This window comes from Sphingobacterium sp. UBA5670, from assembly GCF_002420705.1.
GTDB lineage: Bacteria > Bacteroidota > Bacteroidia > Sphingobacteriales > Sphingobacteriaceae > Sphingobacterium.
The window spans coordinates 309534-323966 of record NZ_DIIM01000016.1; the positions used below are offsets into that span (position 1 = coordinate 309534).

Here is a 14433-nt window from a genome sequence, read left to right on the forward strand (position 1 = left end):
GGAGCAGGACAATAGGGGATCCTTTATTTTAAATCGCGGAAATGAGATGGATAAGTTTTTTCTTTGCGATTTACCTAATGTGGTTGGAATTCTTTAGTTTTGGCTATACTGATTAGGTTAAGATTACACTATTGCCTCCTCGGCAAAAAAACGTTTGGAAAACTCAAAAAATACGGACGAACAATGATATTGAAAGAAAGAATCGGCCACAACTACCTGAAATACCTGTTTACGGGGACGCTTTCGGCTTTGCTGGCTACAGGGTATGGGCAGGAAGTTCAGAAACAGCAGAAGGATAAGAAAGAACAGCAAGATAAGAAAGAGCAGCAACATATTGAGCAGGGAAGTAGGGGACAGGTTCAAACTATGGATTCCATCGATGTTGTACGTGACTACCGGCCTATGCTAGCCGATGCCGTCAAGGTGCGCCGGAGCCCGGATATGCAACGTATCAACCGCGACGCTATCGAGACGGAGCTACGTCAGATCGCAACCACTACTTTTTTAGCACAGCAAAAATATAAGCAGGCTTACTACCATGAACTGATGAAACGCCATCCGGACGCTTCGCAAAGTAATATCGATAATTACCGAATCGGCTATCTGGCTTATGGAGCCGGTGAGTATAAAAGAGCGAGTGGTATGTTGGAGTCGATTAAACCTTCGGACGCCTTTTATCAGGGAGCGGTCATGACGTTGGCACACATCGCCCTGGAAAGCGGTGATAAGCAAGCCGCACGCAATGCCTTTGTCAAAGCGACAAAACTGGATCTCGACCGGCAAGTGAAAGCCGACGCGCTATTTAATTATGCTAAAGTCCTGCTCGCCATGGACTCCACTCAAGCTGCACAAAAAGTCCTAGAGAAGTATATCGCCCAGGAAGTAAAACCTATCGATCCGGGTGTAAAAAGACAGGAAAGTCCGGAAACACTATCGGCTGAAATCCTGCGGGGGACAACCAACTTCCATGCTGGGGTCAGCATGCTGGAATCGTTAAAGGAGCGCGGCCGGGAAGTCGATGCGATCTATCAAAAGGTAACTTACTACCGCGGACTTGAGTTTTACAACGAGCGCGCTTTCGAAAATAGCATATCTATGTTTATGCGATCGGAAAAGTTTCCGATCAATGCCGAAATGGCAGCTCTCGCCACCTACTGGAAAGCGGAGGCAATGTATGAAGTCCGCAAATTCGGAGAAGCGGTAGAAAACTTCTCCCGGTTCCTGGGTTTGCCTGCCGCAAGGAACAGCGACGTATATAATTATGCCAATTATGGCTTAGCTTATGCGGCTTATCGAAATAACCGTTTTGAACTGGCAGCCGATTATTTTGAACGCTTTCTAGCTGCTGGGGGAAGTACGGTGGATCAAAATATACGGTACGACGTCATTGCACGTCTGGGCGATTCGTACCTGTGCTTGCGCAACTACAGTCGGGCAAACAAATACTATGATCAGCTGATCAATGGCAAGGCTCCTAATCAGGATTATGCCTTCTTCCAGCGCGGTGTGATCTTTGGTTTGCAGGGTGATAATGAAACCAAGCTCAGTACCCTACGGTCCGTTCTGAAACAATTTCCATCTTCGAACTATGCCGATGACGCAGCTTTTGAAATCCCCTATACCTATTTCACAATGGGGGATTATGATAATGCACTTAAAGGTCTGCAAGGGATGATCGAAAAGTACCCCCGTAGCAGTTATATTCCCCGTGCTTTAATGACCATAGGGCTTGTGCAGTACAACAACGATGAGCCCGAAGCAGCGAAGGCCACTTTCCAGACGGTAGTGGAGAAATATGCTAGAACCGCTGAGGCCGAGCAGGCAATGCGTTTTATCGAAAACATCTACCTCGATCAGGGGGATGCTTCGAGCTATATTCGTTACGCTGTCGAAACCAATGTTGGCAATCTGAGTCCTGCGGAGCAGGATGACATGGCTTTCCAGGCAGCTCATTCCCTGTTTGCCCGGGGAGAATACGGAGCGGCTGTGGAAGCGATCAACGCCTATTTTGACAAATTTCCGAAGCCCAAACAAGAAAAATTCGCTCGTTACATCCGTGGGGTGAGTTCGTACCGTACAGGGCATCCGCAGGAAGCACTGCATGATCTGAATATCATCCTAAATGACTGGACAAGTAAGTATTCCGAGAATACCCTGCTCACAGTGGCTGCGCTGTACCTGGACCTCAAAGAATATAATGAGGCTATTGTACACCTCAAAAAATTAGAGCTCAATGAAGAATATAAAAAGAACTATGGCTACGCAGTGACAAACCTGATGATTTGTTATTTCGAACTCGGTGATATGGAACAAATGGCCAAGTACGCGAGCCTGATCAAGAATTATAGCGGAGCAACCGAAGAAGAAATTGCTAAGGCACATTTGTACAGTGGAAAAGCTTTATTGAAAGAAAAGAATATAGCATCCGCTATGAAGGAGTTCAACCTGGCTGCGCTGAAGAGCCAATCGGCGGTAGGTGCAGAGGCACGGTACCGCGTGGCGTTATTGCAGTATGAGAACAAAGAATATGATAAAACGCTGGAAACAGCCTTTGATGTGATCAACAACAGGCAGGCACAAGAATACTGGGTGGCCAAGAGTTTCATTTTACTAGCAGATGCCTATGCGCGCAAAGGCAATACTTTCCAGGCGAAGAGTACATTGAAAAGTGTGATTGATAATTATGACAAAAACGATGATATCGTTCCATCGGCAAAGGAGCGCTTACAGAAATTAAAGTAACAGTTTGGAAGATCCGTACGAAAAATAGTGATGGAACTTTTCAATGCTATCAAATAAAAAAATAATAGAATCTATATTTTAAAAGCCCGAGAATTCGGGCTTTTTACGTTTCCCTGCATTTAACCCTTAGTCTCCTCAAGGGATGGATTTCTCTGATCCCAGCTAGTTTAGAGCCATTACACCTAATTCTGTACAAAAACGAACCATTTCTGAACAAATCAATACCATAGCGGAGACCTGCTGCGGCTATTTTTGTGTCGTATTCCAGTAAATCAATTTGATTTAATTAAGACCAATAATTTATAAACTATAAAGCCGCTGATGAAACGTGAATACAGTAACCAAAGGGCAATAGACTTAAGAATATGTTCAGATACCAAATGATAAACAAACAGCTAATATCAAATAGGATAATCAAAAATGTTTTTATCCTCTTATTTTGTACCTCTCCGTTACTTGGCTTTACTCAAAAAAATAAAGGCCGAGGCGGTTCCAGCAACTTAGGGTATGTCTTATTGAAGCCAAAATACGATGATCATTCGGTCTTGCGCAACCCTTTAAATGGCTGGGTAATGTATGCACCCCGCAACGCAGACGATACATATTGGGATATCGAATACTTTGTTCCAGCATTGGGCAAAAAGGTAAAGGTTATCGATTATGCTTCGGCTTGTTATGTACGCACCAGCTGGTCTTCTCTGAATCCCAGTGATGGTGTTTATGCCTGGGATGATCCAAACTCTAAAATAGGAAAGCTCATTAAAGGTGCGGAAATGAGAGGACTGCCCATTGCACTGCGTATTGTGGTTGACGGTCGCGACCAAGGTCAAAATACCCCCAAATTTGTATTTGACCATGGTGCCAAATATTATTTGGAAAATGAAAAACATCCCGATAGGAAAACACCCTATCCGCAGGATACCGTATTTAGAAAATACTACAGCAAATTTATCACAGCCTTGGCCAAAGAATTTAATGATCCTGAAAAGATCTCTTTTATTGACGCCTATGGATTGGGAAAATGGGGTGAAGCGCATTACGTAGTCTATGAAGACCCCAATAAAGCAACTCCAGAAAGCACTGAGAAAATAAAAGAAGAAACTTTGGATTGGGTAACCAGTTTGTATGCTAACACATTTACCAAGGTACCTCTGGTTATTAACTACCATCGTTTGGTGGGGCATCCCGAAAGTTGGGGGCCTGTGAACCCAAACAGTGAACGCTTATTGGACAAAGCTATTGATAAAGGATATAGTCTGCGCCAAGATGCTTTTGGTATGACCGGCTATTACCAGGACTGGGAAAAGAATTTTGCCAAAAAATGGAATTTTAAACGTCCGATCATTATGGAGGGCGGTTGGATTATCGCTCCAGGTAAACACCGTTATTGGACAGACCCGAGCGGGAAATATAGAGAAGGGCACGATGAGGATGTAAGGAAAGGAGAGTTCGACCTGTCGGCCGAGGCCCATGTCAATATGATGGATTTTAGAGCAGGTGGAGAAACGGAATCCTGGTTTAAGTCCTTTGATCTGGTTCAACGGTTTAATACGGAAGGGGGCTACCGTGTATATCCGGACCAAATCAATTTGCCTCAGGATATCAAGTCCGGTTCGGTAGCGCTAATTTCTCATCGTTGGCAAAATAGGGGTTGGGGCTATTTACCCAACAATATTCCGCAATGGAATTTCAAATATAAAGTCGCTTTTGCGCTTTTAGATGCCAAAGGGAATGTGAAGAAGGTTTTTGTAGATCATCAGAGCGAACCGTCTAAATGGTTGAAGGATGCTGCTGCAAGTTATGAACTTAATGCCAAAATAGATTTACCTACCGGAAATTACAGCTGGGCAGTCGCCATTGTTGATACGGCAAAGGAAAATAAACCGGCAATTCAGCTTGCACTGGAAGAAGATTTAACGGCTCAGGGCTGGACAAAGTTGTCAGCCTTGCAGGTAAAATAGCAAATTTTATTAAGAAGTACACCAATTATGATAAAACTGATCAATCTCTCTTTGGTATTGTTTATATTCTTTAATCTGATAACCTTTGATCTGATTGCACAGCCAAATATGACCAATGTGTATGGTAGGCGCGTGCAATCATTAAATGGAAAATGGGATGCGATTATAGATTTATATAACCAGGGCAGAAAAAACAAAATCTATCTAAATAAAAAGCCGGAAAACAAGACCGATTTTTACGAATATTCCTTCGAGAATGGGCTCCGTTTAAATGTGCCTTCGGATTGGAATAGTCAGCTGCCCGAACTTAAATACTATGAAGGTACCATCTGGTATGGGCGCAAGTTTAATCTCGTGAAGGAAAGTAAAGAAAGGCTGTTTTTGTATTTTGCTGCTGTAAGCTACCGCTGTCGTATATACCTCAATGGGAAAGAGATTGCACAGCATGAGGGTGGTTTCACCCCATTTCAGGTTGAAATAACGGATGTTGCCAAAGAAAATGATAATTTTTTGGCCGTTGAGGTCAATAATACCCGTCGAGCAGATGCCATTCCGGCCATGGCCTTCGATTGGTGGAACTATGGCGGCATCACCCGCGATGTCTTTCTAGTCAGCACGCCAAAAGTTTTTATCGACGATTATTTTATTCAATTGGACAAAACCAAAGCCGATAAAATCAACGCTAACGTAAAACTTTCGGAAAAGTTAGCTTATTCTCCTGTAACCATTGAGATACCCGAACTACAACTCAAACAAACCCTTAAAACAGATGCTCAGGGAGAAGTAAAAACTTCATTTATAGCAACGGAAATTAAACGTTGGTCGCCTGCCGCACCTAAGCTGTATAGTGTGAAGATTTCAACCCAAGAAGACCAAATCAAGGAGGAGATAGGCTTTCGTAATATTTGGGTTAAGGGAGAAGATATCTTTCTGAATGGCCAGCCTATTTTCCTTAAGTCCATTTCATTTCACGAGGAGATACCCCAACGGAAAGGCCGTGCTTTTTCACAAGCAGATGCGGTGGTACTGCTTTCGGAAGCGAAAGCCTTGGGTTGTAATATGATTCGCCTGGCGCATTATCCGCAAAATGAATATATCGTGCGAATGGCCGAAAAAATGGGTTTCCTGTTGTGGGAAGAGATTCCCATATGGCAAGGCATCGACTTTGAAAATGAATCGACCAAAGAGAAAGCAGGCAAAATGATGCGTGAAATGGTCGATCGTGACAAAAATCGTTGCGCGCTCGCCTTTTGGGGGGTAGCCAACGAAACCCAGCCGTCCGAACCCCGAAATGCTTTTATCAGGCATTTGATTGCAACATGTAGAGCCATTGACACTAGCCGGCTTATAATCGCTGCTTTTGATCTGGTTCGTTTTAATAAGGAGAAACAGACCTTTGTCATGGACGATCCTTTTACTAAAGAATTGGACGTCGTAGCTGTCAACAAATATTTAGGCTGGTACCACTCCTGGCCAGTTTCTCCCGATAAAGCCATATGGGATGTGGCAAAAGGCCAGCCTTTAATTATTTCTGAATTTGGAGGCGAGGCTTTGTATGGCAAAACGGGCGAAAAGGATGTTGTCAGTTCATGGAGTGAAGATTACCAAGAGACTTTGTATAAAAATAACCTGGAAATGTTTAAGCATATCCCAAACCTGCGCGGAACTTCACCCTGGGTACTATTTGATTTCCGTTCGCCATTCCGTTTTCATCCGACCAACCAAGATGGCTGGAACCGCAAAGGATTGGTCTCTGATCAAGGTTACCGAAAAAAAGCCTGGTTTTTGATGAAGGAATATTATGAGAATAAGTAAAAACTTCAATCCTGACACTTCGAAAACAGTCCTTAAAGACGATTTCACAAAGCAATAACTATATGGCCTGGCGCGCAAGAATAGGTTACTGAAGAGAATGAAAGTACTAAATAATCGAAATACAAAATGAACGAATACAAGATAAGTATATACAAATATGTTAAAATAATATGCGTACTGGGACTCTTCGTGCAAGCAACCTTGTTAAAAGCACAAGATGCCATCGATTTATCGGGGACCTGGGGCTTTCAGACCGATGTGATGGATTTTCGCAGAGGGTCGCTGTCCCCACGCTATAATCACATTTTACAAGAGACAATTAAACTTCCGGGAATTACCGATGATTATCAGATAGGATATCAAAATCCCTATAAATATATCGATCGTCTGACCCGAAAATACGAATACATGGGGCCGGCATGGTACCAGCGTGATATCGAAATCCCTGCTAACTGGAAGGGCAAAAAAATATTTCTATATTTTGAACGTACCCACTGGTTAAGTTCAATTTTTGTGGATACCAAAGAAGTCAGCAGCGTCGATTATGTGAGCGTACCCCACAACCACGACCTGAGCTCATTTGTAAAGCCAGGAAAAACACACCGTATTACCATATGTATCGATAATCGGTTTCAGTATAACACGCACAAATGGAACCATGCACATACCGAATTTACGCAGATTAACTGGAACGGTATCTTGGGCGACATGAAACTGATGGCCATCGATCCAGTTTATGTAGAAGACCTTCAGGTATACCCAAATATCACTGATCAGTCCATAAAAGTAAAATTACGTGTAAACAATGCGACTAAAAAACAGGTAAAGGGCAAGGTTTCTTTTGCTATCGCCGGGACAAAATACAGCCTTAAACATGAAGTTGCATTGGTAAGTAGCGATTCGGTAACTTTTGTAGAGGCTGATATCCCTTTAGGTAAACACATTAAACTGTGGGATGAGTTTAATCCCAATCTTTATCGGATTAGCTGCCAACTGAATACTTCCGACGGTAAAAATAGCTATCAGCATGAAAAATCGACCACCTTTGGTATGCGTGAAGTAAAACAGGGAAAAAATCATGTAGTGCTGAATAACCACCCTATCCATTTAAGGGGCAATGTCGAAAATGCGGTATTTCCAAAAACGGGACATGCTCCGCTTGATGATGCCTCATGGGAACGAATTATGATGCTGATGAAGGACCACGGCATGAACCATTTACGTTTCCATTCCTGGTGTCCGCCTGCGGCGGCCTTTCGTATGGCAGACAAACACGGAATATATTTTGAGGTGGAAATGCCTATGTGGGGCAGAGATGCCGAACCCGACGAAGCCAGATATAACTTCTTCCGCCGGGAAATAAAAGCTATTTTAAAAGAATACGGCAACCATCCTTCTTTTGTTCTGTACTGCAACGGCAATGAAATTACTGGCAACTTCGACTTTATCGAGGAATTGACCGCCGAAGGTAGAAAAACTGATCCTCGCCATTTGTATAGCGGTTCTACAGCACGAACCCGGGTTAAATCCGATCAATATTATGTGTCCCAGCAGACCAATAAAGGGGCTGTAAAGGTTTACGAAGGTCAACCGGGTACCGACTGGGACAAGAATGTGGAATCTGATGTCGATGTGCCCGTTATATCGCACGAGTCGGGACAACGTTGTATCTACCCAAATTTTGATGAGATAAAGAAATATGCCAACAGCCCCGTAGAAGCACGCAATTTTGAGGTATTTCGGGACCTGTTGCAAAAAAATGGCATGCTGGATCAGGCAAAAGACTTCTTTAGGGCTTCTGGAGCACTTACTGTGCTGGAATACAAAGCCGTGATCGAAGCCCTATTGCGCTCGGGTAAATCGGCAGGTTTTCAGCTGTTGTCGATGAACGATTTTCCGGGACAAGGCTATGCTCCCGTAGGAATTTTCGACCCTTTTTGGGATTCGAAAGGATTGGTGACCGCCGAAAAATTCAGGGAGTTTTGCGCTCCAACTGTCGCCTTATTGCGTTACGACAAAAGTAGTTACTTCAATACCGAAACATTTAAGGGGAAAGCCGAAGTGTATAACTTTAGCAATTCCGCACTTGAAAACGCAAAAATTAAATGGTGGCTGACCGATACCGCTGGCAACGTATTGAAAAAGGGAATGCTGAAAAAGCAAACCATTGCCAACGAAAATGTATCGTCGGTCGGTGAATTCGCAATTCCGCTAAAAAATATCAGTAGCCAAAAGGTTACTGTTCATCTCGCAGTAAATGACACGATTAAAAATAGCTGGGACATCTGGGTATATCCCAAACATCAAGATCTGATGCAGTCTACAGATAACGTGTTGTATACTGAAGTTTACGATGATGTTGCAAAAACGCAGTTAGCTCAGGGGAAAACAGTGGTGCTTTATCTTTCACCTGATAAGGTAAAAGGACGGAAATCACTGTTTCACAATCATTTTTGGAACCCCATTATGTTTGCTTGGGCACCGATGACGATCGGCAACCTGGTCCATCATGAACAGGCCATGTTTAATGATTTCCTCACTTCTTACCATACAGATTGGCAGTGGTGGGATATCTTGAACCATGCAAAAGTAATCGAAATGCAAGATGCACCACAACAACTGCGTCCCTTTATACAGGTCATTGACAGTTATGATAACAACCAAAAGCTAGGTATAGGTTTCGAAGCCAAACTGAACGGTGGAAAACTGCTGGTACTGGCATTGGATACCAAAACCGATATGGATAACCGTCCGGCCACGCAACAATTGTTGTACAGTATGGATAACTATGTGAAAAGCGCGCAATTTTCGCCGCAAGTGGCCGTGGATGAGAATTTTATTCAATCATTTTTAACAAAATAAGAAAGGTTTAAACGATGTTAAAAACAGTTGTATTTCCGATGATGGCGTTTCTTTTAGGTCAAACGCTGATGGCACAGGAAATTAGTGTAGAAAGCAAAGCCTCCATATCACAGGTTTATAAAAAAACTGTCGAGGCAGAAAGGGCATTATCTTTTAACGATTTGGACATCGAATTTGGCTATGTACTTTATCAGACTGAGATAAATACGGATGCTGAAAGCGAAGATCTGGAATTGGAAAATGTGCGTGATTATGCCGTGGTCTATTTGGACGGTAAGTTACAGGGTACTCTAACTGATCAGGGGAAGACGTTAACGATCAAAGCAAATCCCGGCAAACACATACTCCGACTTTATGTGGAGAACATTGGGCGGATTACCTATGGGCCAGAAATTACAGACAATTCAAAAGGATTGTTTGGCTCTGTCAGTCTAGGGGGAAACGAACTTCAAAACTGGAAAATGATCCCCTTAGATGTACGTAATTATCCACTGAAGAATCTAGTTTTTGAACAAAGTAAATCGAATGGCGGTCCCGGTTTTTACCAAGGTTGTTTTGATCTCAATTCATCCGGAAACAAATATCTCAATATGACAGGTTGGGGAATGGGTGAAGTCTGGTTAAATCAAAAATATTTGGGGTCTTACTGGGAAGAAGAAAAACAACAGTCGATTTTAATCCCTTCGGAATATATAATTTCTGGTCAAAATGAGCTCGTGATCTTTGAACTCAAAAACAATCAGCAAAAGAAGATAAGTTTGTCCCCAACACCTGTTTTTAAATAAATTGACCCCTGGGCTTCAAATGGATATGAGCGGCGCAAAAGGAGCTTATGCCGAAATTTTAACGCAGCTCTTTGCGTAATAAAAAGAGAATCGTAGCTTAAAAGAAATATTGTCAAAAAAAATAGCTCGGCGTTGACAACAGCATGGCATGGCAAAAATCTTGGATTAATCTAAACAGCTTTAGTAGCATCGGTAAATGAAAAAATACAGTCTGATCATTTGTTTTATCGTTTTTTTTGGGCAATCTGTTCTCGGTATTGATCTTTCGAGATACAGGTTTCATCTGATGCCCGAAACTTCGTATTACGGCGGTATACAAAGCATTGCAAAAGACAGTTTAGGACGTGTCTGGTACACTGGGCCCGATGCACTTTTCATGTACGATGGTAATAGCTTCTATCAGTTAAACGATATCGTTTCTGCAAAAAGACCAAAACAGAAATGGGGCTATGGTTCTTTAATCCGGGATAAAAAAGGAAATTTATTTTTAGCTTCGGGACAGGGCTTATTAAAATTTGATTACGAACGGTTTTCTTTTCATGTGGTGGTTTCCGGAATGATCCGTTCGGTTTGTGTACATAGCGATGGTCAGGTTTATATGCTGTCGGACAATAGTGTACTTCGCTATAATCCACAAAATGGACATATTGAAAGCTTTTTGTTACCCAAAAATAAGCCTTTTCAAAATATATTGACAGCCAAAGATGATGTGTTTTTAACCCAAGGCGCGATCGTGCACAAGGTAGAAATGGCTAAGAAAAGCTTGGTCCGGTTTGCAGATCTTGGTGGCACGGCAAACCAAGTGAACGATGTAGTGGCCTACCGGAACTTATATTACTTTCTAACACCGCGTGGAGGAATCCATGTGACGGATTGGGCAGGTGTGTTTAAGCAGAACATCCCAGTAAGCGTAGCGGGAAATTCATCTGTTTTAACCAAAAAACTTTATCTGGACCAAACCGGCGTAATCTGGGTGGCTACACAGGCCGGATTATTTTTTTATGATCCCGCGACTGAAAGCAGCAGTGCCTTACGGATGAACCTGAACGATGCCTATTCATTACCTAATAACTCAATATGGACAATTTATCCTGATCCCGACCAGGGAGCCTGGATAGGCACTTACGGTGGTAAGATAGCCTATTGCTCGCTTTACGATTCCAGAGTGCGTTACTTTAAGCCCAGTCCAGGAGGTCTAAATCACCCCATTGTCAGTAGTTTTCAGGAAGATCATCTGGGAAATATATGGATCGGAACCGAAGGGGGAAGCCTGAATTACTGGAATAGAAAAAAAGATCAGTTTATTCGGCCCGAACAATCTGCGGGTAATTCGTCAACTCCCCAAATGATTAAACGTCTGAAATTTGACGGAGCGAGCAAAAGTCTATTGATTTCCGCCTATAACGGTGGTATTGGCGATTATGATGTGAATAATCAGCGTTTCAGCAGTTTTAATTTCCGGTCGCCGGAAAGCCAACAACCGTTGACCGTTTATGATTTTGTAAATGATAAAGAAGGTACCTGGTGGATGACAGACCCCGATAAATCATTTTTATATCGCAAGAAGCCACTGGGTTCTATAGAGATGGTGAACGTCCTTGATGCGCAGGGCAAAAAAATCAATCTGGAAGTCGAAGCACTATATGTGAATAACCAAAATCAGCTCTGTTTAGTTAGTCATCAAGGATTTTTTGTCGCCGATCCTCATACGTTAAAGGTATTGAAGCAATATATGGTCAAAGATGTCTCCTATTCTGCAAATTACCTGTGCAGCTATACCGTGACTGCAACTGGCGAAGTATGGCTGGGCACCTTAGGAAAAGGAGTAAACGTGCTCAAAAAAGACGGAACGTATATCAATTTTAGTGCAAATAACGGGTTCCCGGCAAAAATGGTATTTGGTATATTAGAAGATGATGCCACGAAAAATGTCTGGTTAAGCACCAGTGAAGGTCTTTTTTGTTTCAATAGGAAATCCCGAAAATTTGAAAAATCCCGATTCTATCAGGAAAACAACATTGGCTCATTTTATATTCATGCCGCTTACAAAACTTCCAAGGGTGAAATGCTATTTGGTGGTACCAATGGGTTTTTACTTTTCGATCCTGCATACCTCAATAAAAATCCGCAAAAACCAAAGGTTTTTTTTACCGGATTTCTGGTCAATAATAAACTCGTGAAACCAGATGATGGTTCATCAATTTTAGCAAAAGATATTGGTAGCCTTTCCAATAAAAAAGGAGATAAGATAAGGCTTTCCAGTAGCCAGTCTAATGTCGAAATTAAGTTTTCGGCAAATAGTTATCTATCAGCAGATAAGAACCAGTTTGCTTATCGGATGTTGGGACTTGGCGAAGACTGGCAAATTAGTCATGCCAACCAGAAATCCGTACAGTTTCTTAATCTTCCGGGTGGCGATTACACCTTCGAAATCAAGGCTTCCAACAATGACGGACAGTGGGGCGATCAAATATCGCGATTGTACATTCACGTAGATCCACCATTTTTCTTGTCTTGGTGGGCCTATTGTTTCTATGCAGCAATTGTGTTTGCCTTGCTCTTTTTTATTATGCGATATTATAGCGATAAAAGAGTGTTTAAGGAGCGGCTGGCGCTCGAGCGCTTAAAAGAACAGAATATGCAAGCGCTGAACCAGGCGCGCACCGACTTTTTTACCAATATCTCACACGATTTAAAAACACCGCTAACCTTGGTATTACAGCCGCTAAAGCAACTCAAAGAAACGATTGCGGCCAATGACACAGCTTTGGTTTACATGGATTTAATAGAGCGGAATGTATTCAGAATACAACGGATGATTAGCCAATTGCTGCGCTTTCGCGAAATCGAAAGCCAAAAAATTACGCTCAATCCGCAAATTGGCGATTTTATCAATTTTGTAAGAGATATATTTAGCCTATTTGAGCTCTATGCCAATAAAAAAGGCGTTGAAACCAATATTTCCGCGTATAGGGACAATTTATATGTCGCTTTTGATTACGATATCATCGAAAAAATATTGACTAATCTGTTTTCTAATGCTTTAAAATATACACCCGATAATGGATATGTGGGTGTACGTATCTATCCTGCTACGGGGGAAGAAAAGGAACGCTTTTCATCCTTAAACCCGACGGAAATCGAATATATCTCCATCGAAGTTATAAATACAGGTGATTGTTTTTCGGAAGAGCAGATCGCGACGCTTTATACTTCTTTCAACCGCTTATCATCTCACCGGCCAACTTTTGAAGAAAGTTCAGGACTTGGGCTTGCCATTGTAAAAGAACTGGTGGATGTGTTGGATGGCAAAATATGGATGGTCAATAAGGCCGATAAAATTTCTTTTACCATTTCCTTACCTTTAAAAAAGCAGGCCAGTTCAGGAGATATGCAGTCTAACGTATATGATTATACCGTTTCTGAAATTGACGAGATTATCACACAGGATATTGCAGCGCCTGAAAGAGGGACTATCTCCCTAAAAAAAACAGATAATATCCTGCTGATTGAAGATGACCAACAGCTTCGGGTCTATCTAGAGCAGCGTCTGGCCGAAAAATATAATGTATACACTGCAAGTGACGGAGAAGAAGGCTTAATTAAGGCTGAAAAAATATATCCACAACTCATTATTACCGATCTGATCATGCCAAATCGCAGTGGTTTGGAAGTCTGCCGCAGCCTTCGACAAAATTTTAAGACTAGCCATATTCCTATTATCATGATTTCAGGTACGGGAGATGATAATCAGAATAAAATAAAAGCATTGGAATATGGCGCAAATGTGTTTATTGATAAACCCTTTCATGTCGACTATCTCCTGCAGCAAATAGAAACCATTTTAAGGAATCAGCAGGAACTGAAAGAAAAATACAGCAAACATATTCAGGTAGATCCCTCCAATGTTACAGTCACCTCCATGGACGAGGAGCTACTGGTCAAAGCCATTCAGGTCATTGAAGAAAACATTGACAATGCCAGTTATTCTGTAGAAGATTTTGTGGCTGATATGAATGTGGGCAGAACCATTCTCTATCAAAAAATACATGATATTGTGGGGATGTCGATCAAAGAATTTATTCTAAATATGCGCCTGAAGAGAAGTGCTTATCTGTTGGAGAAATCTGATTTGACGGTAGCAGAGGTTGCCTACAAAACCGGGTTTAACAACGCCAAATATTTTAGTGTCTGTTTTAAAAAACAGTTTGAACTGAGCCCTTCGGAGTTTAAGAAAAGGGTCTCCAGTGGAAAGAAATAAGAAAAAT

The 14433-nt window shown here is 42.1% G+C and carries 6 protein-coding genes; all 6 read left to right on the forward strand.

Annotated features, from left to right (window positions below):
- Positions 1 to 183: 183 nt before the first annotated feature.
- The 6 genes from B3C94_RS14190 (at position 184) to B3C94_RS14215 (ending at position 14426) form a co-directional block, all read left to right on the forward strand.
- The gene (locus B3C94_RS14190; protein WP_293904756.1) at positions 184 to 2742 is read left to right on the forward strand and encodes a tetratricopeptide repeat protein; all 2559 of its coding nucleotides are present in this window, start codon (positions 184 to 186) and stop codon (positions 2740 to 2742) included.
- A 515-nt stretch (positions 2743 to 3257) separates the two neighbouring features.
- A complete protein-coding gene (locus tag B3C94_RS14195) occupies positions 3258 to 4703 on the forward strand; it encodes a DUF4832 domain-containing protein (protein ID WP_293904758.1) in 1446 nt (481 codons plus the stop codon).
- Between the two features lie 27 nt (positions 4704 to 4730).
- Complete coding sequence (locus B3C94_RS14200) at positions 4731 to 6518, forward strand: glycoside hydrolase family 2 protein (RefSeq protein WP_293904760.1); 1788 nt, start codon at positions 4731 to 4733, stop codon at positions 6516 to 6518.
- Between the two features lie 126 nt (positions 6519 to 6644).
- On the forward strand, positions 6645 to 9380 hold the full coding sequence (locus B3C94_RS14205; RefSeq protein ID WP_293904762.1) for a sugar-binding domain-containing protein: 2736 nt from the start codon (positions 6645 to 6647) through the stop codon (positions 9378 to 9380).
- Between the two features lie 14 nt (positions 9381 to 9394).
- Positions 9395 to 10165, forward strand: a complete 771-nt coding sequence (locus B3C94_RS14210; protein WP_293904764.1) for a hypothetical protein — start codon at positions 9395 to 9397, stop codon at positions 10163 to 10165.
- Positions 10166 to 10361: 196 nt separating this feature from the next.
- Positions 10362 to 14426, forward strand: a complete 4065-nt coding sequence (locus B3C94_RS14215; protein WP_293904766.1) for a hybrid sensor histidine kinase/response regulator transcription factor — start codon at positions 10362 to 10364, stop codon at positions 14424 to 14426.
- Positions 14427 to 14433: the final 7 nt, after the last annotated feature.